The organism is Streptomyces sp. NPDC055025 (assembly GCF_053608565.1).
The window spans coordinates 69,930-92,411 of sequence record NZ_JBSGVS010000032.1; the positions used below are offsets into that span (position 1 = coordinate 69,930).

Sequence of the window (22,482 nt, forward strand, 5' to 3'; positions counted from 1 at the left end):
GGCGGGGGACGGCACAGGACGTCGGCCGGGACGGGGCACCGGCCGGGGCGGGGCACCGGCCGACACAGGGCACCGGCCAACAGCGGAGGTCTAGAACTTGGCGCTCGGGAGGACCGGCTCCAGCGTGCGCCAGCGGGCGATCTCGCAGCCGTTCTTCCGGTTGAAGACGGCGTTGACGCGGTGGCCGTGCCAGGTCCCGGCGATACGGGCGGTGGCGTCGCCGCCGTGCTGCATGGTGCACATGGCGCCGGGGGCCACCGGCGCGAACGGGTCCCGCCCTTCGCCGGAGAGTTCGGCCAGCCGGTCGCAGGCGGCACGCGCCCGGGGATGTGTCCCGCCCGCCGGCCCGCACGTCAGCTTGAACGTCCCGTCGCCCGCCGCGGTCCCGGTGTCCGCCACGGTGATCGTGAACCGGTCCGAGGGAGCCTTCAGCGGCGGCAGCGGCGGCAGCGGAGCCGGCGTGAGCTGCGGGGAGGAGGAGGCGGGTACGGCGGCGGAGGCGCGGTCGGAAGGGCCGGCGAAGGCGGCGGGCGCGAGGGCGCCCAGCGCGGCGGCGGTCGCGGCCACGGAGGCGGCGGCGGTGAGGACGAGGCGACGCGGCATGGAAGCTCAGCTCCTGAACGGGTTACGGATCCGGGGACGGCGTCCCGGCATCTCTAACGCGCGTCAGGCTCGGGCGTTGCGCGCCCGTAAGGGCTTTGCTCTGCGCCCCACCCGCCTAGTACCGTGAGGAGCGATTGGTGGCAGCCCACCCGGCTGTGTCATCATCTGCACGCACCACTCGCCACTCGCGCCCGCGCGGGTGTGGCGAGTGTGCTGGAGGCGTCGCCTAGTCCGGTCTATGGCGCCGCACTGCTAATGCGGTTTGGGCCTTAAAGCCCATCGAGGGTTCAAATCCCTCCGCCTCCGCGCAAGATCACCGAAGCCCCGTCCACCAGGACGGGGCTTCGGCCGTTCCAGCCCCCGCACCGCGTCGCCCCGCCCCGCATCGCCCCGCACCCGCCACCGATGTCGATTCGGGTCATTTCCGCAGGTCAGGGTGGGTATGGGCAATGGATTTCACCTGGCGCCACGGGTCATGTAATGTTGTTCCCGCAACGCCGACCGGGAAGAAAAGCCCGGAACGCCGAGCACTCGTAGCTTAACGGATAGAGCATCTGACTACGGATCAGAAGGTTGCAGGTTCGAATCCTGCCGAGTGCACAGCAGCTCAGAGGCCCCCTGGAGAAATTCGGAGGGCCTCTGGCTTTGCGTTGGGTCCCGTGCCCGTCCCCTTCCGGCTGGTTCCGCCGCCTTCCGCCCAGCCTGGACGGAGGCGAGGGCTGTGGTGCTGTCCCTCGAGGGAGCGGGCACTTTACGGCGGACTTACCGGGGAGACTTACCCGGGCAGCAATTCGATCTCGATCGCGAGTGCACCGAGACCCTCCTTCTCCGCCGGGTAGATCTCGCGGATGTTGGCGAGCTGCTGCTCGCGGGAGGACGCCGGGTTGACGTTCGCCGGGCCCTCCCCGTTGAGGAGTTCCTCGAACGTCTTGTATTCCGACACCCGATTCACGCGGACGTCGCACGTCTCGTCCGTGCCCTTGATCCGGAAGCGGATGACGTCTCCGGCAGTCAGGTCTTCGAGGTGGGGGTATTTCACCCTCACCTCGATGGTCTTCTCACCTGCGGCGACGAGATCGAAGTACCGGCGGTAGAGGTTCAGTTCGCGGACGCGAGCGGCGGCGGTTTCCGTCATGGGGCGGGAACGCTCCTAGCTGTTGCGGTGGTCATCAGCCGGCCGAGTTCACCGGCCGAGTACGAGCGGAAGAAGTGGCGTGGATCGGCGAGTAACACGTCGGTCAGACCGAGCAGGCGGTCGACGTACTCGGCCAACGACCCTGGCCACTCCCGGGTGTCGAGCATCCACGGAGCCGCACCGTCCGGCAAGGGCGCTCGCCCTTCCCTGATAAGGGACTTGGAAAGCTTCGCGCCCGTGTCGGTGACCACCTGGGGGCAGAATAGGCGGGCGGGCAGCTGTCCGTGGGTGAGGCCGACAGCCTGCAATGCGCCGTCGACGAGGAGGCAGCCGGGCATCCAGTCGCCGCCCTTGACCATGACGTGCAGCGTGCCGTCCGCTCCGGTGATGGCCAGTTCCTTGACGAGATTCCGGTACAGCGTGGCGAGGTCGAGGTATCCACCGGCGGTCGGTTCGATGACGACCTCGTATTCGCCGTGGTGCCGGCACACGGCCGAGATGGCCGCCCGCTCGAAGCCGTCATCATGGACACGGGTGCGTTCGGCGTGCTTCTCGGCCCATCCACAGCCGGGACGGGGGCGGGGAACGCGAACGTGTGGCCGGCCGGACGACGGTGACAGGTACCAGCGGGCGGCGTCCATGCGGGGCAACACCCGCAGCCAGGTACGGCGGAAGTGCTCGCCCGCTTGCTGCTGGCTGTAGGTCTCGATGGAGTACGGCACGTGCAGGCGTTCGGACAGAGCGGCGAAGAGCGGGCGGTACAGCTTGTCGACCCGCTCCGCGATTCCGTCCTCACCGAGGGCTTGCGCGTAGGTCCGCTGGTAGCGGTGACCGGTCTCCTTGTCGGTGACGATGGCGTACGGAGCGTTGTCGAGGGCGCTGAACCGAACTTCGGCGGGTACGCCGAACCTGTCCCGGACGCGGGCCGCCGTGGCGAACGTGAGCGACTGCACCAGCGACGTTCCGATGTGCGGCGCTCCGTTGATCTGCGTTCCCACCACGAACACGATCCGCTCCGGAGCCGTGCCGGCGATGTGCGGACGCAGCAGGTCCTCAGCGCTTGTGAGCGCGTTGGCGAGCACGGTGTTCGGTGATACGGGATAGGTGGTCACTGTGTCTTCCCCTCGGTGGACGGGCAGGACTGTGTCGCAGAGCGACGAGTGCGGGTTCGGCGGTTGAGCTCCGAGTGCCTGGTGGACGCACCCACGCTCCGGGGGGCATCGCGTCGGGCGACGTCCGTGGTTGTGGGCGGTGGTTGTGGGCGGTGGCCTCGCACCGGCACGCGACGGGAGGTCGCAGGTCGCACGAGGGAACGTGCTGAGGCCGGTGGGGCGAGTATCAGCACGTCCCCGCTCACCGCGTACGGTCCCGGGCTGATTCCCTCGCCTTGATCACGCGTCCGAGCTGGGTGTGGAACAGCTCCACCTGCGCGGGGGTGAGAACGAGCAGTGATTCGCATGCGCCCCCGTCCTCGAAGTGGACGGTTACCGCCAGGCCGACCTGCTGCGCACGGGAGTCGTACACGGCATCGCGCCGCATGGGCGTGACGTGCGTGACCGGTACCGGCACGGGGCGGAGGGTGCTTCCATCGGACCTCGCGCGCCAGTCCACGCCACCGCCAGGCGGACGCAGTTGGTACGACGCCGAACTGTCGCTGGGCAGGGCGAGGACCACCCCGATCGTTCCCTGCTCGGCGAGATCGACGGCGAGGTCGCCAAGGCGGGGGTGGAAGGGGCTGCCTGCGCTTAACGCGGCGCTGGGCGTGGGGAGTTGCTTCGAGGTTCGATCGGCCATGCCCCGAAGCTAGGTGGGTGCTCGGGGCCCAATATGAACCGCGGGAATACGACCGTTACCCGTCGAGGTGGAAGCGGTCCGACATGCGGCGCAGCTTCTCCCGGGTGCTCGCTCGCTCGGCGTACACGATGCTGCGCAGGGTGGACCGGGCGATGGGGTGGTTACGGACGAGCTGGGGCGCGATGCGCTCGGCCTTCTCCAGTTCCTTCAGCGCGGAGTCGCGGTTCCCGTCCCACAGCCAGGCACGCGCCAGGTCCATGTGGTGATGACCGCGGCGGGAGTTGGGAAGCGACTCGATCACGTCCGGACTCGTACGCCGGTTTATCGACAGCGCCTGGCCCTGCTCGTGCATCTCCAGCGCGACGCTGATGGCGTGGATCTGCACGTTGCCGGGCGAGAAGGTCGTGCTGTGGCGGTCGTACACCGGGGGGCCCGCGTACTCCGTCATGCGATCCGCCGCGGCCCGTGCGTGGGCGACTCGCTCACGGGCTTCGGCACGGCGGCCGGCCCTGGCGGCGGAGACGGCCGCGCGCAGTTGCAGGGAACCCCACGCCCGCACGGCGAGCGGCTCACCCAGGTCGTATCCGTCCTGCACGCTGCGGATGGCCTTGTCCGACAGGGCAATGGCGTCGTCCCAGTCTGCGGTGGCCCACATGTCCCAGACGCGCATCCACCCGGCGACAGCCGGCATGACGGGATCGCTGGACTGCCGCGCCGACCAGGCTGCCCGCTCACAGGCCATGGCGATCAGCTCCGGGTGCCCGAGGGCATGCGCGGACGTGTGGGCGAACTTGCAGCACACCGCGTAGATCGCGTACGCCTCCTCCCGCTCGTGCCCCGTGGTGACCTCGGCCAGGGCGCGTGTCTCGCGGAACAGATCAGGCAGCATCTCCAGGATCGCCACGTTGGCGGCGGCATCGCGGAGGCGGTGAAGACGGGTGGTTTCCTGCCAGAGCTGACGGGCCGGCCTGGGCGTCCCGTCGAAGACGGGGGCCAGATCGTACCGGCGCAGTTCGCGCATGATGGACGCGGCGGCGATCTGCCACTGATTCTCCGCCGGGGAGCTGTTGTACGGACGCCCGATGAGGTCGTTGGGGTGTACGTGCAGCTCCGAGGCGAGAAGGCTGAGCAGGCCGACGCGGTCGAGTTCGATGTGCCCGCGCTCCATCTTGGAGACCCACCCCTGCGTCTTGCCCAGGGCGGCGGCGAGGTCGGCCTGCGTCATGCCGAGGCGGAGCCGCGCGCGACGCGCGCGACGGCCGATCTCTTCGGCTTCGTCCAGCATCAGCGCGCCCCCCTGTGGGCGAGGCGCTGGTGTTCCAGCGGGCGGCGAGGCATCGGTGCTCCATCCGACGGGGCTTCTACCGTTGACGGTACCGAGGCCGGGCGACTCGTGTGGAGTGCTCTCGTGTGGAGTGCCACAGGTCAGCCAGTGCCCGGCAACGGAATCAGCGAGGTCCTGCGTGGACCATGCACCCGGCGAACCGAAGCTCATCGTGGACTCGGTGATCCCGTAGGCCGGCTCCGCGTGGATCAGGGGCTTGATGGGCCCAGGACGCCATCCGTCTCTCCAGGGTTTCACGGGTCGCAGCCACGGTGTGCCGGCCGGTGAGCAGCCGCCTGCGGTGTCGGGGTGTGCTGGCTAACTGCACCTGTCGGGCGCCTCCCAACTGGCGTAACAGGAAGGGATTCGCATGCCAGTTCGACCTTTTGCGTTGTCCCGTACACCGACGGGTTGCCCCGTACGTCGACCAAGGGCGGGGGCGTTGTCAGTGGGGGTTGTTAGCGTCCTTCTTGTTCGGTTCGTGGGGATGGGGGAGGGGCTTGTTTTGGGTGCGTCGGGGTGGGACTACACCGTGCCGTATCGGGAGGATCTGGAGACGGCGTTCGAGGATCTGCGGCGCAAGGTGTTCGAGGAGCGGGACTACTACTGGGTGCATGACAGTGATCCGTGGCCGGGGAGCTTCGAGGAGTTGTGGGCGGACGAGATCGTTCAGGAGGCCGGGACGCATTCGATCCTGGACATCTTCCGGATCCTCGGTCCCGGCGAGTACGCGGACTACAACACGCTGGAACCGGTGACCGAGGACGAGGCGCTCCGGGTTCTGGGTACGTCGAAGCCCACCCGTGCCCATGTGCCGGAGTTCAGTGCCTTCGCGTACGCGCGTTGGCGGGGGCGGTGCGCGGTGCTGCACGATGAGCGGGGGGAGCCGCGGGAGATCTACTTCTGGGGTGCTTCCGGCGACTGATCGGGGCCGGCCGGGCGTGCGTCTTGTGTGTGGAGCGTTGTGGTGATGAGTGAGCGACGTCGTGGGGGCTGGGTCTGCCGGGGGATCCGGTGGGGCGGGGACGGGGCCGGGCTGGTGTGGGGGCGCGGGAGCGAGCGGCGGGTGAGGGGGCTGGAGCGGGGGCTTGAGCTGGGGTTCCGGGTCGTCGGCGTGCGCGGATGTCCGGGGGCCCGGGGGAATGTGTGTCCGTTGGGAGCGGTGATCGGGGGACGGAGCACCGGCGGGTTGTGTGCCGAGTGCGCGCGGCTGGACCGGGCTCATTCCGTGGCCGCCGATACCGTCGCCGATGATCCGCGGACCTATCGCGTCTATCTCGCGTGGTTCGGGCCGGGGATGGTCAAGGTCGGGATCACCGCCGAGGAGCGGGGGCCGGCGCGGCTGCTGGAGCAGGGGGCCGTGGTGTTCGGCTGGCTCGGGCGGGGGCCGCTGATGGCGGCGCGGCGGACCGAGGAGTTGCTGCGTACGGCGCTGGGGGTGCCGGACCGTATCCCGTACGCGCGGAAGCGCGCCGTACGGTCCGCGCTGCCGCCGCGGGCGGAACGGGCCGCCGGGATCGAGGAGTTGTACGGGCGGGCCGTCGCGCTGGAGGGGTGGCCGCAGTCGCTGGAGCGGGTGGCGTTCACGGCGGTGGACCACGCCGGGGTGTTCGGGCTGGACGGGCTGGCCCCGGCGACCGGTGTGGTGAGTGAACTGGTGGAGGGCGGGCAGGTCGTGGGGCGGCTGGTCGCCGCCGCCGGGCCCGATCTGCATCTCGCCACGGCGGACGGCGGGCTCGTGGTCCTCGACACCCGGCTGATGACCGGCTGGGAACTCGTCGGTCCGGGGGAGGGCGGCGGTACGGAGGGCGGCGGGGGCGCGATCACCGTACCCGTGCGCGCGCTGTCCGGCGGGGATGTGCAGGATGGGCTGTTCTGAGCTCGTCGGGTGGTCCGAGCTCGTCGGGTGGCGGGAGGGAGAGTGCCGGGATGGATGATCATGAGAGCGCGGGCGTACGGGCGTTTCTGGCGCGGGCCGGACTGCCGGGCCTCGTCGACGTCCATACGCACTTCATGCCGGAGCGCGTGCTCAGAAAGGTGTGGGCCTACTTCGACGCCGCCGGGCCGCTCACCGGTATGGAGTGGCCCATCACCTACCGGCACGAGGAGGACGAACGCGTCGCGCTGCTGCGGGCGTTCGGCGTCCGGGCGTACACCTCGATGCTCTACCCCCACAAGCCGGGCATGGCGCGGTGGCTGAACGGCTGGGCCGCCGAGTTCGCCGCCCGTACGCCCGACTGTCTGCGCACGGCCACGTTCTTTCCGGAGGAGGGCGTCGAGTCGTACGTACGCGAGGCTGTCGAAGGCGGCACGCGGATCTTCAAGGCGCACCTCCAGGTGGGGGCGTACGACCCGAACGACGAGCGGCTCGACCCGGTCTGGGGACTGCTCGCCGAGGCCGCGGTCCCGGTGGTCGTGCACTGCGGCTCGGGACCCGCGCCCGGCAAGCACACCGGGCCGGAACCGGTGGCGCGGCTGCTGGCACGCCACCCCGCGCTGCCGCTGATCGTCGCGCATCTCGGGATGCCGGAGTACGCGGACTTCCTGGCCCTCGCCGAGCGGTACGAACAGGTCAGGCTGGACACGACCATGGCGTTCACGGACTTCAGCGAGCGCTTCGCGCCCTTTCCCGGCGAGGCGCGGGGACGGCTGGCGGATCTGGGGGACCGGATCCTGCTGGGGAGCGACTTCCCGAACATCCCGTATCCGTACCTCCACCAACTGGAGGCCCTGGAGCGGCTGGAGCTGGGGGAGGAGTGGCTGCGCGCGGTCTGTCACGGGAACGGGGTCAGGCTCTTCGGGCTGGATGATTCCGGGCTGGATGGTGCCGGCCACTCTCTCTGACGCCCGCCCCGCCCGTACGCGTCCCTCCGCTCGTACGCGTCGCCCCGCTCGTACGCGTCGACCGTGCGCCTTGTCCTGACCGCTGGTGCGTTCCGCCCGTGCGCCTCGCCCTGACCGCCCGTACCCACCTTTCTCAGGGAATTCACAGGGTTCGGAAAGAGGGCTCTCAGAGGCATTCCGCAGGGTTGACCAGCATGACCATCACCTCGCCCCGCGGGCGCACCGAAATGCTCAGGTCGGACGGCAGCCCCGTCCGTGTCCTTGTCGTCGACGACGAGACCTCGCTCACCGAACTGCTCTCCATGGCCCTGCGGTACGAGGGCTGGGAGGTGCGCAGCGCAGCCGACGGCGCGGGCGCGGTGCGTTCCGCGCGGGACTTCCGGCCCGACGCGGTGGTGCTGGATGTGATGCTGCCCGACATGGACGGGCTGGCCGTACTGGGACGCCTGCGGCGTGAACTGCCCCAGGTCCCCGTCCTCTTCCTCACCGCCAAGGACGCCGTGGAGGACCGGATCGCCGGACTGACCGCGGGCGGCGACGACTATGTCACCAAGCCGTTCAGCCTGGAGGAGGTCGTGGCCCGGCTGCGGGGACTGATCCGGCGGTCCGGCGCGGCGGCCGTCCGCAGTGAGTCGCTGCTGGTCGTCGGCGATCTGGCGCTGGACGAGGACAGTCATGACGTGAGCCGCGCCGGCGAGTCCATCCATCTCACGGCGACCGAGTTCGAGCTGCTGCGCTATCTGATGCGCAATCCGCGCCGGGTGCTGAGCAAGGCGCAGATCCTCGACCGCGTCTGGTCGTACGACTTCGGCGGCCAGGCCAATGTCGTCGAGCTGTATATCTCCTATCTGCGGCGGAAGATCGACGCCGGACGCCCGCCGATGATCCATACCCGGCGTGGGGCGGGATATCTGATCAAGCCAGGTGAGCCCGCCGACGCACCCCGATGAGCCCGATGAGCCCGATGAGCCCGATGAGTACGAGGACGCGGGAGGGGAAGGGCACGGGCGCGCGGGTCGGGAGGTGCGTGGGCCTCTGGAAACGCGTGGGCGCGCGGGTCGGGAGGTGCGTGGGCCTCTGGAAACGCGTGGGCGCGCGGGCCGGGAGAGGTGCGGGCGTCCGGAAACGCGTGGGCGCGTGGGCCGGGAGAGGCGTGGGCGCGTGGGCCAGGAGAGGTGGGCCGCGACGGCGCTGGTCCCTGCGGACCCGGCTGGTGGTCTCGGCCGTCGCGCTGATCGCGGTGGTGGCGGCGGTCATCGGGGCGGTGACGACCATCGCGTTCCGCTCGTATCTGTACGACCAGTTGGACTCGCAGGTGACCTCCATCGCGAGACGGGCCTCAGGACCGCCGAAGGCGGGCACGGGTGGCGACGGACCGGTCGGTGATGGTCCGGTCGGCGACGGACCGGTTGGTGATGGTCCGGTGAACGGTAAAGGCCAGGTCAGCGGGGGTGTGCCGGCCGGAGCCGTCCTCGGCGGCAAGGACCCGCTGAGGATCGTCACCGGCGGCGGCGCGCCCGTCGGGACCGTCGGCGCGGTGGTGGGGGCCGACGGAACCATCAGCCGGGCCGTGGTCAGCTTTCTCCAGGAATCCGACGAGTCCTGGCCGCCGATCGCGGACCGACCGCTCACCCGGGCGGAGACCGCCGCCCTCGCCACCGTCCCGCGCGACGAGAACCCGCACACCGTCATGCTGCCCGGCCGGGGCGACTACCGGGTCGAGTACGTCACCGGAGAGAACGGCGACTTCCTCGTCGGCATACCGCTCACCGAAGTGCAGAACACCCTCAACACCCTGGTGGTCGTGGAGATCTGTGTCACCGTGGCCGGGCTGTTCGCCGCCGGGATCGCGGGCGGCGTCCTGGTCGGGGTCGCGCTGCGACCGCTGCGACGGGTCGCCACCACCGCCACCCGGGTCTCCGAACTCCCCCTGCACAGCGGCGAGGTGGCGCCTCTCGAACGGGTCCCGGCCGCCGAGGCCGACCCCCGCACCGAGGTCGGGCAGGTCGGCGCCGCGCTCAATCGGATGCTGGGCCATGTCGGATCCGCGCTCGCCGCCCGGCAGGAGAGCGAGATGCGCGTACGGCGGTTCGTCGCGGACGCCGGTCATGAACTGCGGACACCACTGGCCTCGATCCGGGGCTACGCCGAACTGACCCGGCGCGGACGCGAGCGGACGGGCCCCGACACCCGGCACGCGCTCGGACGTATCGAGTCCGAGGCGGAACGGATGACCGGACTGGTCGAGGATCTGCTGCTGCTGGCGCGGCTCGACGCCGGACGCCCCCTCTCGTACGAGAACACCGATCTCTCCCTCCTTGTCGTGGACGCGGTCAGCGACGCACGGGCCGCCGGACAGGACCACCACTGGCGCCTTGAACTGCCGGAACCGGACGCGCTCGCCGCCACCGTGCAGGGCGATGCCTCCCGGCTTCATCAGGTGCTGGTCAATCTGCTCGCCAACGCCCGTACGCACACGCCTCCCGGTACGACTGTCACCGCGCGCGTCCGCAGAAGCGACGCCGGACCGGCCCTGGACCGTCCGGCTCTGGCGGGGCGCTTCCCGGCGGGGCGCTGCCTGGTAGGGCGCTCCTCCGTCGTCCTCGAAGTACAGGACGACGGTCCCGGCATTCCGCCCGCGCTGCTCCCCCATGTCTTCGAACGCTTCGCGCGCGGCGACGCCTCACGCTCCCGCGCGGCCGGCTCCACCGGTCTCGGGCTCGCGATCGTCCAGGCGGTCGTCACCGCGCACGGCGGGACCGTGGACGTACGGAGCGTGCCCGGCCGGACCGTCTTCGCCGTCTGCCTTCCGGCCTCCCCCGCCCGGCATCAGGACCCCCAAGTGCCTTGCTCGCAGGCGTGGTTGGGGCCCTCTCCGTATGGATTCCGGCAGTCCCCTCACGACTCACAGACAGGGCACAGCCTCACCACACAGACGTGACAGCGCCCGCGTCGAGTGTCGACGCCATGCGAACCGACCCCCCACGGAGCACGCTGCCGGCCCGGGAGCATCTCCCGGTCGAGGTGACCGATGCTCCTCCCGTGCTCGATGTGACCATTCCCGTCCATAACGAGGAGCAGGACCTCGAACCCTGTGTGCGACGTCTGCACGCCCATCTCGCCCGCACTTTTCCCTACAGCTTCCGCATCACCGTCGCCGACAACGCGAGCACCGACCGCACGCCCGAGGTGGCGGCCCGGCTCGACGCGGCGATTCCCGAAGTGCGGGCGTACCGCCTGGAGGAGAAGGGCCGTGGCCGGGCGCTCCGTACGGTCTGGTCGCACTCCGACGCACCCGTCCTCGCCTATATGGACGTGGACCTGTCCACCGATCTGAACGCGCTGCTCCCGCTCGTCGCCCCGCTGATCTCCGGGCACTCCGATCTGGCGATCGGGTCCCGGCTGGCCCGCTCGTCGCGCGTGGTGCGCGGACCCAAGCGCGAGTTCATCTCGCGGGCGTACAACCTCGTTCTCAAGTCCTCCCTCTCCGCGCGCTTCAGTGACGCGCAGTGTGGTTTCAAGGCCATACGGCGTGAGGTCGCCGAACGGCTGCTGCCGATGGTCGAGGACACCGGATGGTTCTTCGACACCGAGATGCTTGTGCTCGCCGAGCGCGCAGGACTGCGGATCCACGAGGTGCCCGTGGATTGGGTGGACGACCCCGACAGCCGCGTGCACATCGTCAGCACGGCGGTCGAGGATCTCAAGGGGGTCTGGCGGGTGGGGCGGGCACTGGCGGTGGGCGCGCTGCCTTTGGACCGGCTGGCAAGGCCCTTCGGGGATGACCCGAGGGATCGCCGGATCAGGGGGGTTCCTGGCGGACTCGCCAGGCAACTGGTCGGCTTCTGTGTCGTGGGCGCCCTCTCCACGCTCTTCTATCTTCTGCTCTACTCCCTCTTCCGCACCATGGCGAGTCCACAACTCGCCAACGCCACCGCTCTGCTGGTCTCCGCGGTCGCCAACACCGCCGCCAACCGGAGGCTCACCTTCGGGGTACGGGGCCGGGAGCGCGCCGTCCGTCATCAGGCCCAGGGCCTGGTCGTCTTCGCGATCGGACTCACGCTGACCAGCGGCTCGCTGGCGGCCCTCGACGCGGCCTCCGCCTCCGGCGCCCCCTCGCACTCCACCGAGCTAGCCGTGCTGATCGCCGCCAACCTCGCGGCGACGGTGCTGCGCTTCCTGCTGCTGCGCGCCTGGGTCTTCCCCGACCGCCGCACCGACCAGCCGCCCGCAGCGGACCGGCCCACGGCGAATGTCCGGCCCATGGCGAACCTCCGGCCCACCCGCTACGACCAGTCCGCCTCCGCCTCCGCCTCCGCCGCCTCCGCCACCTCCACCTCCACCTCCGCCGCAGTCACCGCCACCTCCGCCGACCGGCCCGCCGCTCTCGACCCGAGGGACGCACGATGACCATGACTCTTCAGCCCGACGGCCCCCCGTCGTCGTCGGCGGCGACGGCGGCAGCGGCAGCGGACGGTCGCCATCACCGCCGCTCCGGCCACCCGGCCCGCTTCTGGCGGGGCAGGCCCGAGGACGCCCGCTGGGTACGCCCGGTCCTCCTCGCCGTCCTCCTGGCCACCGCGCTCCTCCAGCTCTGGGATCTGAGCGCCTCCGGCTACGCCAACTCCTTCTACTCCGCCGCCGTCCAGGCCGGCGGCGAGAGCTGGAAAGCCTTCTTCTTCGGCTCCTCCGACGCCGCGAACTCGATCACCGTGGACAAGCCCCCGGCCGCGCTCTGGCCGATGGCCCTCTCCGTACGGCTCTTCGGACTCGGGTCCTGGCAGATCCTCGTACCCGAGGTGCTGATGGGCGTCGGCACGGTGGCGGTGCTGTACGCGGCCGTACGCCGTCGCTTCAGCGCCACCGCCGGACTGATCGCCGCCGTGGCGCTGGCGCTCACCCCCGTCGCCGCGCTGATGTTCCGCTTCAACAACCCGGACGCGCTGCTCGCCCTGCTGATGACCGTCACCCTCTACTGCGTACTGCGCGCCCTGGAGGCCGGGCGGACCACGTGGCTGGTGTGGGCGGGGGTCGCGGTCGGCTTCGCGTTTCTGACGAAGACGCTCCAGGCGTTTCTGATCCTGCCGCCGCTCGCGCTGGTGTACGCGGTGTGCGCGCCCGCGTCCCCGCGCCGCAGGCTGGGACAGCTCGCGCTCGCCGGGCTCGCGGTGATCGTCTCCGGCGGCTGGTGGGTCGCGATCGTGGAGCTGTGGCCCGCGTCCGCACGCCCGTACATCGGCGGCTCGCAGACGAATTCGTTCCTTGAGCTGACCTTCGGCTACAACGGCCTCGGCCGGATCAACGGCAATGAGACCGGGAGCGTCGGCGGTGGCGGGGCGCCCGGCGGCGCGGGTGGCGGAGGAGGCGGCCGGGGCTGGGGGGAGACCGGTATCGGCCGGATGTTCAACGAGAGCGTCGGCGGCCAGATCTCCTGGCTGCTGCCCGCCGCGCTGCTGCTGCTCGTCGCCGGACTCGTCATCACCCGGCGGACCGCCCGTACGGACACGGCACGCTCGGCGTTCCTCGTCTGGGGCGGCTCGCTGCTGATGACCGTCGGGGTCTTCAGCTTCATGGCCGGGATCTTCCACGAGTACTACACCGTGGCGCTGGCACCGTATGTCGCGGCGCTCGTCGGCATGGGCGTGACGGTGCTGTGGGAGGAACGGGCCAGGCCGCAGGCGGCGGTGACGCTGGCGGTGACGGCGGCGGGAACGGCGGTCTGGGCGTACGTCCTGCTCGGCCGGACCCCGGACTATCTGCCCTGGCTGCGCTGGGCGGTGCTCATCGGCGGTCTGGCGGCCGCGGTGGGACTGCTCCGCGCGGTACGGCTCGGACGGCGGCTCGCGCTCGCGGCGGCCGGACTCGGGGCCGCGGCCTCGCTGGCCGGGCCACTGGCGTACACGCTGACCACGGTGAACACCCCGCACGCGGGCTCGATCGTCACCGCGGGTCCCGCCTCGGCGCGCGGCGGATTCGGCGGTGCCAGCGGTCGTGGTGGCGGTGGCGGAGGGGGAGGCGCCTGGGGAGGTGGTCCCGGCGGCGGTACGCGTGCTCCCGGACAGCAGGGGCCAGGCCAGGCAACAGGCCAGGGCCCAGGCCAGGGGCAAGCACCCGGCGCGCAGGGCCGGGGCCAGGGTCAGCCCCCGGCGGCCGGTGGCCAGCAGGCCCAACCGCCCCAGCAGAACGGCCAGTCTCAGAACGGCCAGTCTCAGAACGGCCAGTCCCAGAACGGACGGTCCCAGAACGGCCAGCTTCAGAACGGCCAACGGAGCGCCATGCCCGAAGGATTCGGCGGTGGCGCGGGAGGCCGCGGTGGCGGTATGGCCGGTCTGCTCAACGGCCAGAACGTCAGCTCCGAGGTCGAGGCCGCCCTCACCCGGAACGCCTCCGCCTACACCTGGGTAGCCGCCACCATCGGCTCCCAGAACGCCGCGAGCTACCAACTCGCCACCGAGAAGCCGGTCATGGCGATCGGCGGCTTCAATGGCAGCGATCCGTCCCCGACCCTCGCCCAGTTCAAGCAGTACGTCACCGACGGGAAGATCCACTACTTCCTCTCCGGGGGCGGCGGTCCTGGCGGCGGCAACTCCGCCGTCACCGCCTGGGTCGAGGCCACCTTCAAGGAGGTCACCGTGGACGGCACGACTCTCTACGACCTCACACAGAAGACGACCTGACCTCAAGTCCACCGCTCACCGGCCACCGGACTCGCCGAGTCCGGCGGCCAGTTGGACTGCCCGCCGCGCCGCACGGCCCCGCACCCGCCGTACGCGCAGCTGCCGTGCAAGGCGGAGCAGGCCGGGTGGACAAACGGGGCAGCGCGGGCAGACTCTCCCTCAGGGGCGGCATAGCATCGACTCCGGCCGGACTTCCGGATTCCGGCTCCCGGTTCCCGGTGGCGGGCCGACCCGTCACCGGGCCGCCGGAGCCGGTGTCGGCCGGGGCCGGGCAGCAGCAGGAGTCCGGTCATGTCCGGCCGGAGGGAACCGAGGAGGCTCACCCATGGTGTCGGAAGCCGATCGAGCCAAGCGGCCGGCCCGTATCAGCGTGTGGCTGGAGGGTAAGCCCGTCGGCCGCGGTCGCAGGAGCGAACGCCCGGCCGCCCGGCCCACGGATCCGCCGACCGCCCGGCCCTCCACGGATCCGTCGACCGACAGGCCCAAGGATCCATCCACCCGGCCCTCCACGGACGCGTCGGCCCGGTCCTCCGCGGATCCGTCGGCCGACCCGTCACCCGGCCCGTCGACGGGTCAGCCCGCCGGACTCGACCGTGACCGCATCACCGCCGTCTCCGTACGGCTGCTCGACGCGGAGGGGCCGGCGAAGTTCTCCATGCGGCGGCTGGCCGCGGAGCTGGGTGTGACCGCCATGTCCCTCTACTGGTACGTGGACACCAAGGACGATCTGCTCGAACTCGCCCTGGACTCCGTCTTCGGCGAGGTCCAGGTGCCGGATCTCACGGACGAGAGCGCGGACTGGCGCGACCAGTTGCGCGAACTGGCCGTCAGCTACCGGACGGTGCTGGTCCGTCACGCCTGGGTCTCCCCGCTCATCGGCAGGTATCTGAACATCGGCCCGCATTCGACGGCCTTCTCCGCCGCCGTCCAGTCGGTCATGCGCCGTACGGGCCTGGCCCTGCACGGTCAGACGGGCGCCCTGTCCGCGGTCTTCCAGTTCGTGTACGGATTCGGCACGATCGAGGGCCACTTCGTACAGCGCTCCGCCGACGCGGGCCTGAGCCAGGACGAGTACTTCCGGCAGGCGATGGGGGCCATCAGCGAACAGCCGCGGTTCAGGACGTCGTTCGAGGACGCGGACGAGATCATGACGGCGCGGGGCGGCGACACGGTGGCGGAGATGCGCGAACGGGACTTCACGTTCGCGCTCGAACTCCTCGTCGCGGGCATCGAGGCGATGCGCGCCCGCGGCGGAGAATCCCCCCGGCAGGGACCTCGACCCGGGAGGGATCCCTTGCCGTGAGGAAACCCTTGCCGCTACTGCGGGGCCAGCCTGGCCGGGAAGCCGCCGGTCGCGAGCGGGCCCCAGCGTTCGGGCGTGACACGGATGATGGACTTCCCCTGCCTCACCATCGCCCCTCGGTACTCGTCCCAGTCGGGGTGCTCGCCCGCGATGTTCCGGTAGTACTCGACCAGCGGCTCGACGGACTCCGGGGAGTCGATCACCTCGGCGGTGCCGTCGATCTGTACCCACGGACCGTCCCACTCGTCCGACAGGACGATCAGGCTCACCCGCTCGTCCCGCTTGGCGTTGCGCGTCTTGGCGCGCTCGGGGTACGTGGAGACGACGATACGGCCCGAGTCGTCGACGCCACAGGTGAGCGGGGAGCCCTGGGGGCGGCCGTCGGAGCGGGTGGTCAGCAGGATCGCCCGGTGCCGGGGGCGTACGAACTCCAGCAGTTCGTCGCGGTCCACGGCGGTGTTGGTTGCGATGTTGGGTGCCATGGTCCGCAGCCTACGATGTCCGGCCGCCGGGGCCCGGCCTACGCCACCGGCGGGCTCTCGCCCTGTACCTACGCCACCGGCGGGCTCTCGCCCTGTACCTACGCCACCGGCGGGCTCTCGCCCTGTACCTACGCTACCGGCGGGCTCTCGCCCTGTACGGCCTGGATGTCCAGCTCCACGCGCAGCGTCGCCCCGATCGCCGAGATACCCGCCCGCACCACCTGGTTGTAGTTCATGGCGAAGTCCTCACGGCTCAGCTCCGTGGTCGCGCGGAAGGCCGCCCGTACGCCTCCCCACGGGTCGGGCCCGGTGCCCAGATAGCTCAGATCCAGGTCCACCTCGCGTACGACTCCGTGCAGCGACAGTTGGCCGTGGACCGTCCAGCGGTCGGGGCCCGCCGGGGTCAGTCCCGTACTGCTGTACGTGATCTCGGGGAAGCGCTCGACGTCCAGGAAGTCGGGCGACTTGAGGTGCTTGTCGCGCAGCGCGTTGCCGGTGTCGATGCTCGCCGCGGCGATGACCGCGTCGACCCGCGCGTGCTCATGCCCGCTGCCTGCCCCGCCCCCGCCTTCTCCGCCCCCGCCTGCCCCGTCTGCTCCGGCTGCGCCTGCCCCGCCCGCGCCGCCGCCGCCCGGGTCGCCGATCTTGATCCGTCCGCCGAACTCCTTGAACCGTCCGCGCACGCTGGAGATCCCGAGATGCTGCGCCACCGCGCTCACCGACGAGTGCGCGGGGTCGATGCTCCAGATGCCGGGCGGCGGCAGCTCGGCCCCGCCCTGCCTGGCCAGCACCACCGTGCCGACCTCGGCCCGGCCGCCCGCCGTCACCAGTGCGGTGGAGGCGACGGGCGTATATCCGACGGCCGTCACGACGACGGTGTACGGGCCCGGCGCCAGCGCCACATCGGCCCGTACCGAGCCGTCCTCCCGGGCCCCGGCCCGCAGCACCTGCGTGCCGGTCATATCGGTCATGGTCACGACCGCGTGCTGGACGGCCCAGCCGTCCCGTGTCCTCACCTGTCCGCGAAGCCCCATCCCGCTTCCCTCCCTGCTCTTTTTCACTGGCTCAAAGGCTCACTGGCTCGCTCACTGGCTCACTGGCTCACTGGCTCATTGGCTCGTTCACTCGCTCACTGGTAACGAACACCGGGCCCGTGCGTCGGATCTCGCCGGAGCTACTCGCCGGGGCCGGTAGCCGGAGCTACTCGCCGGGGTGGGCCAGTTCGATGTCGTGTCCGTCGGCACCGCGCCCGGTCACCGTCAGCGAGCTGGCCACCGGCGGGTATCCGGTCGCGATGACCGTGTACTCGCCCGCGTCCAGGTCGGCGAAGGCATACGCCCCGTCGTCCCCGGTCGTCGCGGTGGCGACCACGTTCCCGGCCGCGTCGACCAGCGTCACACGGGCGTCCGGCGCGGGCCGTCGGGCGGCGCCCGCCCTGACGATGCCCTGGACCATGGCGCCCGACCGGAGGAGCGCCTCGATCCGGGTCACTCCCTGGCCGCCGATCTCCACCGGCAGCGCCAGCGGCCGGAAGCCGGTCGCGTTCACCGCGACGGTCACCGATCCGGGGACCAGCTCCGCGAAGGAGAACTCGCCCTGCTCGACGGACTTCCCGGTGGCCAGCACATCGCCGCGCACATCGGTCACGATCACCATCGCGCCCTCGATCGGCAGCCCGCCGTCCGCCGCGCGCACGGTCCCGGCGAGACCGCTCGTACCGGAGAGCAGGATGTCGTACCCGACCGGTTCGTCACCGACGACCACCGTGGACGCCTGCGGCTGGAAGCCGTCGGCGGAGGCGATCAGGACGTACGAGCCGGATCCCGGGGCGTCCAGGACATAGCCGCCGTCCGGCTGGGCGACCGAGCGGGCGAGCTGGCGGCCGGCCAGGGAGATCAGGGTGACGGCCGCGCCGGGCACCGAGGCGCCCTCGGCGGTGCGCACCACACCCCGTACGGCGGTGCCGTACAGCGACGCGGTCATGGCTTCGGCCGGACCGGTGCTCTGGGCGGGTATCCCGTGGATCCCGGGTATCCCGGCGACCGTGGCGGGCGCCTCGACGGCGGCGGCCACGGGTGCCGCGACGGCCCCGACAGGCACGGGCGCCTCGACCGCGCCGTCGCCCGCCGCCTCGGAGACCGCGCCCGCCGCCTCGGAGACAGCGCCGCCCGCCGCCTCGGAGACCGGGGCCGCGGCACCCGCCTCCGACGCCTCACCGCCGGAGCGCGTCCGCAGCGCGACCTCCTTGATGAACAGGGTCAGCAGCAGGGCGATCAGAGCCGCCGGAGCCGAGTAGAGGAAGACATCGCCGACACCGTGGCCGTACGCCGCCTCCATGACCCCACGCAGCGGGACGGGCAGCGTGTCCAGGTCGGGGATGGCGCCGCCGCCCGTGCCGGCGTGGCCCAGCGCCGCACCCTGCGGGCCGAGGTCGGCCAGTCCGTCCTTGACGTAGTGGGTGACCCGGTTGCCGAGCACCGCGCCCAGCGCCGAGACACCGATCGCACCGCCCAGGGAGCGGAAGAAGGTGACGGTGGAGCTGGCGGCGCCGAGGTCCTTCGGGGAGACCTGGTTCTGGGTGCACAGGACCAGGTTCTGCATCATCATGCCGACGCCGAGGCCCATCAGAGCCATATAGACGGCCATGTGCCAGTACGGGGTGTCCACCCGGAGCGTACCGAGCATCCCGAGCCCCGCCGTCACCAGCACACCACCGCTGACCAGCCAGATCTTCCAGCGGCCCGTCTTGGTGATGACCTGGCCGGAGACGGTGGACGAGAGGAACAGACCACCGATCATCGGGATGGTCATCACACCGGACATCGTCGGCGACTTGTCGCGCGCGAGCTGGAAGTACTGGCTGAAGAAGACCGTGCCGGCGAACATCGCGATACCGACGAAGAGCGAGGCCAGCGAGGCCAGCGTGATCGTACGGTTGCGGAAGAGGCGCAGCGGGATGATCGGCTCGCGGGCCTTGGACTCGACGAGGACGAAGAGCCCGACGAGCGCGACCGAACCGCCGAGCATGGCGTAGGTCTGCCACGAGATCCAGTCGTACTTGTTGCCCGCGAAGGTGACCCAGACCAGCAGCAGCGAGACGGCCGCGCTGATGAGGAAGGCACCCGACCAGTCGACCTTGACCTGGCGCTTGACGACGGGGAGCTTCAGCGTCTTCTGGAGCACGACCAGCGCGATCATGGCGAACGGGACGCCGACGTAGAAGCACCAGCGCCAGCCCAGCCACGAGGTGTCGGTGATGACACCGCCGAGCAGCGGGCCGCCGACGGTGGCGACGGCGAAGGTCGCGCCGAGGTAGCCGCTGTAGCGACCCCGTTCGCGCGGGGCGATCATCGCGGCCATGACGATCTGGGCGAGGGCGGAGAGACCGCCGACACCGACGCCCTGGACCACCCGGCAGGCGATCAGCATCCCGGTGTTGTGGGAGAGGCCGGCCACGACCGATCCCCCGACATAGATGACCAGAGCTATCTGGACCAGCAGCTTCTTGCTGAAGAGGTCGGAGAGCTTGCCCCACAGGGGAGTGGTCGCCGTCATCGCCAGCAGCGACGCGGTCACCACCCAGGTGTAGGCGCTCTGCCCGCCGCCGAGGTCGGAGATGATCTCGGGCAGCGCGTTGGAGACGATCGTCGACGAGAGGATCGCGACGAACATGCCCAGGAGCAGCCCCGAGAGGGCCTCCATGATCTGGCGGTGTGTCATCGGCGTGCCGGGGGTGACGGCGGGGCCGCCTCCATGCTTGGCGTGGCCGCCCCGCACACCCGCTGGTGTGGTCGTAGCCATTGGTTTCCTTAGTCCTGCGTCGTCTTACGTCGTCTTGGGTGTGGTGCTGTACGGGGTCTCAGGTGTGGTGCTGTACGGGGGTTTCCCGCCGGGTGGGTGTACGGGCGTACGGAACGTCGAGGCGCCGGTCCCGGCCGTCGCCGAAGTCGCGGCACAGCCGGTCCAGCAGCGCGCTGAGCTGCCCCACCTCGTCGTCGGTCCAGTCGTCGAGCGTGCGCGCGAACATCTCGGTCGTCCGCCGGGCCAGCTCGTCGAGCAGGTCCTGTCCCGCGGGTGTCAGCCGCAGGATGCGCGAGCGCTTGTCGGCGGGGTCGGGGGACCGTTCGAGCCAGCCGCGCTGCGCGGCATGGGCGACATGCCTGCTGGTCACCGACATGTCGACGGCCAGCAGCTCGGAGAGGCGGCTCATCCGCATCTCGCCGTGCCGCTCCAGCAGGGTCAGTACGGCGGCCGAGCCTCCCGGGCAGTCGGCGGGCAGGATGCGCGCCAGACTCCGTTTGACAGCGCTGACGGCACTGAGCTGACGGGCCAGCTCCGCGTACTGACTCTGTGCGGCCATGGGACCCTCCCGACATCTTGTTGCTTGGGGCAACCATGAAACCATAGAAGCCATTGGTTGCTACAGGCAAATGAAATCGGGCCGAGTGGAGTAAAGGAACCCAAAAGGCTTCGCATGGCGCGGGTCAATACCCGGCGCGGCGGCTCCCGGCCTGGGAAAAGCGACCCTCGACGGGGGAGGAGAGGCGCCAGGGGTCGGAGCGGCGGCGTCCGGGCGTCCGGGGTTGAGGCCGGGGCGTCCGAGGTCAAGGCGGCGGCGTCCGGAAATCCATGAACGGGCGTTCGAGGACTTAACGGACGTACGGTGTCCGAGTGACGCGTCCGGCGCGGAATACGGGGCAGTTGGCGGCGGGCCCGGGGTTGGGCCGGGTCCCGGTGTTCGCTAGGGTCCTGCCGTATGGCACACAACCCCCATGCCCCACAGGGCCCCGAGGGCACTCCCGACCCCGCGGGCAGCACCCAGATGTTCCGTGCGTTCGTCGACGACGGCGAGCCGCAGCGCAGGCAGCCGCCTCAGCAGCAGGGCGGGCCGAAGGTCGGACTGATCGTCGGCATCGTCGCGGTGGTCGTGGTCCTGGCCGTCGTGGGCTGGCTGGCCCTCGGCTGAGCCGTTACGGCCGTTCGGCCCGGCGGCCGGTCGTTCCCGCCGACCGTTGGCGCCGCTCGTTCCCGCCGACCGTTCATGTCGTTCGTTCGCGTCGGCCGAGATCTGCCGGCGGTTCGCGTCGGCCGATGGTCCGCCGGCGGTTCGACGGCGGTTCGACGGACGGACCGTCGATTCGGAACCCCGCCCGGAGCGTTGTCCGGAAATCTCTCCGGAGCTTCGTCCGGCCCACCGGACGAAGGGCGGGGTCCCCGGGCCTCAGTCGGAGATGAGCCCTTCACGCAACTGCGAGAGCGTACGGGTCAGCAGACGCGAGACATGCATCTGCGAGATGCCGACCTCTTCGCCGATCTGTGACTGCGTCATGTTCGCGAAGAACCGGAGCATGATGATCTGCCGCTCGCGGGGCGGGAGTTTGGCGAGCAGCGGCTTGAGCGACTCGCGGTACTCGACGCCTTCCAGCGCCATGTCCTCGTAGCCGAGCCGGTCCGCGAGCGAGCCCTCCCCGCCGTCGTCCTCGGGCGAGGGCGAGTCCAGCGAGGACGCCGTGTACGCGTTGCCGACGGCGAGGCCGTCGACGACGTCCTCCTCCGACACGCCCAGTACGGAGGCGAGTTCGGGAACGGTCGGCGAGCGGTCGAGCTTCTGCGCCAGGTCGTCGCTGGCCTTGGTCAGCGCGAGACGCAGCTCCTGGAGTCGGCGCGGCACCCGCACCGACCACGAGGTGTCCCGGAAGAAGCGCTTGATCTCACCGACGACCGTGGGCATCGCGAACGTCGGGAATTCCACACCGCGTTCGCAGTCGAACCGGTCGATCGCCTTGATCAGACCGATCGTGCCGACCTGGACGATGTCCTCCATCGGCTCGTTGCGGCTGCGGAACCGCGCCGCCGCGTACCGCACCAGCGGCAGATTCAGCTCGATGAGGGTGTCACGTACGTAGGTACGCTCCGGGCTGTCCTGGTCGAGCACGGCGAGCCGCAGGAACAGGGAGCGGGACAGAGTGCGGGTGTCGATGGCTTCCGGCTGGGACACACGCGGCTGCGCCACATGGTCGAGAGCATCGGGCGCGGGAGCGCTCTTCGTGAGCGTGAGCACCTTCGAGCTGCCCTGTTCTACGGACATGCCACCCCCTTGAGGTCGCGGACGGTCGCGTCGGCCGCTCCCGTCGGTGGAACGCAGCCTCCACCTGAATACCGGCGGCGGGACTGCGGCAAACGCGGTTCCAGCAGAATGTCACATGTCGGCAACACGCTGTAGTGACTTGTCGACAAGTAGGGACCGGGTCTGCCCGGGAAAGGGGGGGTTTACAGCTTTTGGGCCGGGGAGGGGGCGTCGGGCGGTCCAGCCGCCCGGG

The 22,482-nt window shown here is 70.7% G+C and carries 19 protein-coding genes and 2 tRNA genes; 11 read left to right on the forward strand and 10 right to left on the reverse strand.

Features of this window, described 5'->3' with window-relative positions; genetic code table 11:
* Positions 1-90: 90 nt before the first annotated feature.
* The gene (locus ACWGDX_RS20635; protein ID WP_453627494.1) at positions 91-603 is read right to left on the reverse strand and encodes an SSI family serine proteinase inhibitor; all 513 of its coding nucleotides are present in this window, start codon (positions 601-603) and stop codon (positions 91-93) included.
* Between the two features lie 215 nt (positions 604-818).
* Here ACWGDX_RS20635 and ACWGDX_RS20640 point away from each other — a divergent pair.
* Both ACWGDX_RS20640 and ACWGDX_RS20645 read left to right on the forward strand, forming a co-directional pair.
* A tRNA-Ser gene (locus ACWGDX_RS20640) sits at positions 819-909 on the forward strand.
* 221 nt (positions 910-1,130) lie between these two features.
* A tRNA-Arg gene (locus ACWGDX_RS20645) sits at positions 1,131-1,203 on the forward strand.
* Between the two features lie 175 nt (positions 1,204-1,378).
* Here ACWGDX_RS20645 and ACWGDX_RS20650 read toward each other — a convergent pair.
* The 4 genes from ACWGDX_RS20650 to ACWGDX_RS20665 all read right to left on the reverse strand — a co-directional run bounded on the left by ACWGDX_RS20650 (position 1,379) and on the right by ACWGDX_RS20665 (position 4,817).
* Positions 1,379-1,738: an ASCH domain-containing protein gene (locus ACWGDX_RS20650; protein ID WP_453627496.1), complete on the reverse strand. Its 360-nt coding sequence runs from the start codon at positions 1,736-1,738 to the stop codon at positions 1,379-1,381.
* Positions 1,735-2,850, reverse strand: a complete 1,116-nt coding sequence (locus ACWGDX_RS20655) for a hypothetical protein (RefSeq protein WP_453627497.1) — start codon at positions 2,848-2,850, stop codon at positions 1,735-1,737. The genes ACWGDX_RS20650 and ACWGDX_RS20655 overlap by 4 nt, the downstream gene beginning before the upstream one ends.
* Positions 2,851-3,091: 241 nt before the next feature.
* Entirely contained in the window at positions 3,092-3,532 is a 441-nt protein-coding gene (locus tag ACWGDX_RS20660; RefSeq protein WP_453627499.1) for a hypothetical protein, read from the reverse strand.
* 55 nt (positions 3,533-3,587) lie between these two features.
* Positions 3,588-4,817, reverse strand: a complete 1,230-nt coding sequence (locus ACWGDX_RS20665) for a helix-turn-helix domain-containing protein (protein WP_453627501.1) — start codon at positions 4,815-4,817, stop codon at positions 3,588-3,590.
* Positions 4,818-5,388: 571 nt separating this feature from the next.
* Here ACWGDX_RS20665 and ACWGDX_RS20670 point away from each other — a divergent pair.
* The 8 genes from ACWGDX_RS20670 to ACWGDX_RS20705 all read left to right on the forward strand — a co-directional run bounded on the left by ACWGDX_RS20670 (position 5,389) and on the right by ACWGDX_RS20705 (position 15,680).
* Entirely contained in the window at positions 5,389-5,781 is a 393-nt protein-coding gene (locus tag ACWGDX_RS20670) for a hypothetical protein (RefSeq protein ID WP_453627503.1), read from the forward strand.
* 45 nt (positions 5,782-5,826) lie between these two features.
* Complete coding sequence (locus ACWGDX_RS20675) at positions 5,827-6,735, forward strand: DUF2797 domain-containing protein (protein WP_453627505.1); 909 nt, start codon at positions 5,827-5,829, stop codon at positions 6,733-6,735.
* A gap of 50 nt (positions 6,736-6,785) precedes the next feature.
* Positions 6,786-7,700, forward strand: coding sequence for an amidohydrolase family protein (locus ACWGDX_RS20680; protein WP_453627507.1), 915 nt, complete (start codon positions 6,786-6,788; stop codon positions 7,698-7,700).
* Positions 7,701-7,894: 194 nt separating this feature from the next.
* Complete coding sequence (locus tag ACWGDX_RS20685; RefSeq protein ID WP_453627509.1) at positions 7,895-8,650, forward strand: response regulator transcription factor; 756 nt, start codon at positions 7,895-7,897, stop codon at positions 8,648-8,650.
* A 263-nt stretch (positions 8,651-8,913) separates the two neighbouring features.
* Positions 8,914-10,641, forward strand: coding sequence for a HAMP domain-containing sensor histidine kinase (locus ACWGDX_RS20690; RefSeq protein ID WP_453627511.1), 1,728 nt, complete (start codon positions 8,914-8,916; stop codon positions 10,639-10,641).
* Positions 10,642-10,667: 26 nt separating this feature from the next.
* On the forward strand, positions 10,668-12,110 hold the full coding sequence (locus tag ACWGDX_RS20695; protein ID WP_453627513.1) for a glycosyltransferase: 1,443 nt from the start codon (positions 10,668-10,670) through the stop codon (positions 12,108-12,110).
* Positions 12,107-14,377 carry an ArnT family glycosyltransferase gene (locus tag ACWGDX_RS20700; RefSeq protein WP_453627515.1) on the forward strand — a complete coding sequence of 757 codons (2,271 nt, stop codon included), beginning with the start codon at positions 12,107-12,109 and terminating at the stop codon, positions 14,375-14,377. Before ACWGDX_RS20695 ends, ACWGDX_RS20700 begins: the two co-directional genes overlap by 4 nt.
* A 325-nt stretch (positions 14,378-14,702) precedes the next feature.
* Positions 14,703-15,680 carry a TetR/AcrR family transcriptional regulator C-terminal domain-containing protein gene (locus tag ACWGDX_RS20705; RefSeq protein ID WP_453627517.1) on the forward strand — a complete coding sequence of 326 codons (978 nt, stop codon included), beginning with the start codon at positions 14,703-14,705 and terminating at the stop codon, positions 15,678-15,680.
* Between the two features lie 14 nt (positions 15,681-15,694).
* Here the strand turns inward: ACWGDX_RS20705 and ACWGDX_RS20710 are convergent, their stop codons facing one another.
* From ACWGDX_RS20710 to ACWGDX_RS20725, 4 genes are all read right to left on the reverse strand, one after another.
* Entirely contained in the window at positions 15,695-16,162 is a 468-nt protein-coding gene (locus ACWGDX_RS20710) for a PPOX class F420-dependent oxidoreductase (RefSeq protein WP_453627519.1), read from the reverse strand.
* Positions 16,163-16,290: 128 nt separating this feature from the next.
* Entirely contained in the window at positions 16,291-17,196 is a 906-nt protein-coding gene (locus tag ACWGDX_RS20715) for a YceI family protein (protein ID WP_453627521.1), read from the reverse strand.
* A 166-nt stretch (positions 17,197-17,362) separates the two neighbouring features.
* Entirely contained in the window at positions 17,363-19,963 is a 2,601-nt protein-coding gene (locus ACWGDX_RS20720; protein ID WP_453627523.1) for an MFS transporter, read from the reverse strand.
* A 58-nt stretch (positions 19,964-20,021) separates the two neighbouring features.
* Positions 20,022-20,522: a MarR family winged helix-turn-helix transcriptional regulator gene (locus tag ACWGDX_RS20725; protein WP_453627525.1), complete on the reverse strand. Its 501-nt coding sequence runs from the start codon at positions 20,520-20,522 to the stop codon at positions 20,022-20,024.
* Positions 20,523-20,918: 396 nt separating this feature from the next.
* On the opposite strand from ACWGDX_RS20725, the gene ACWGDX_RS20730 reads away from it, so the two are divergent.
* Positions 20,919-21,128 (forward strand): hypothetical protein, encoded by a 210-nt coding sequence (locus tag ACWGDX_RS20730; protein WP_363081600.1) that lies wholly within the window; start codon positions 20,919-20,921, stop codon positions 21,126-21,128.
* 255 nt (positions 21,129-21,383) lie between these two features.
* Here the strand turns inward: ACWGDX_RS20730 and ACWGDX_RS20735 are convergent, their stop codons facing one another.
* Positions 21,384-22,250 carry an RNA polymerase sigma factor SigF gene (locus ACWGDX_RS20735; RefSeq protein ID WP_365905186.1) on the reverse strand — a complete coding sequence of 289 codons (867 nt, stop codon included), beginning with the start codon at positions 22,248-22,250 and terminating at the stop codon, positions 21,384-21,386.
* Positions 22,251-22,482: the final 232 nt, after the last annotated feature.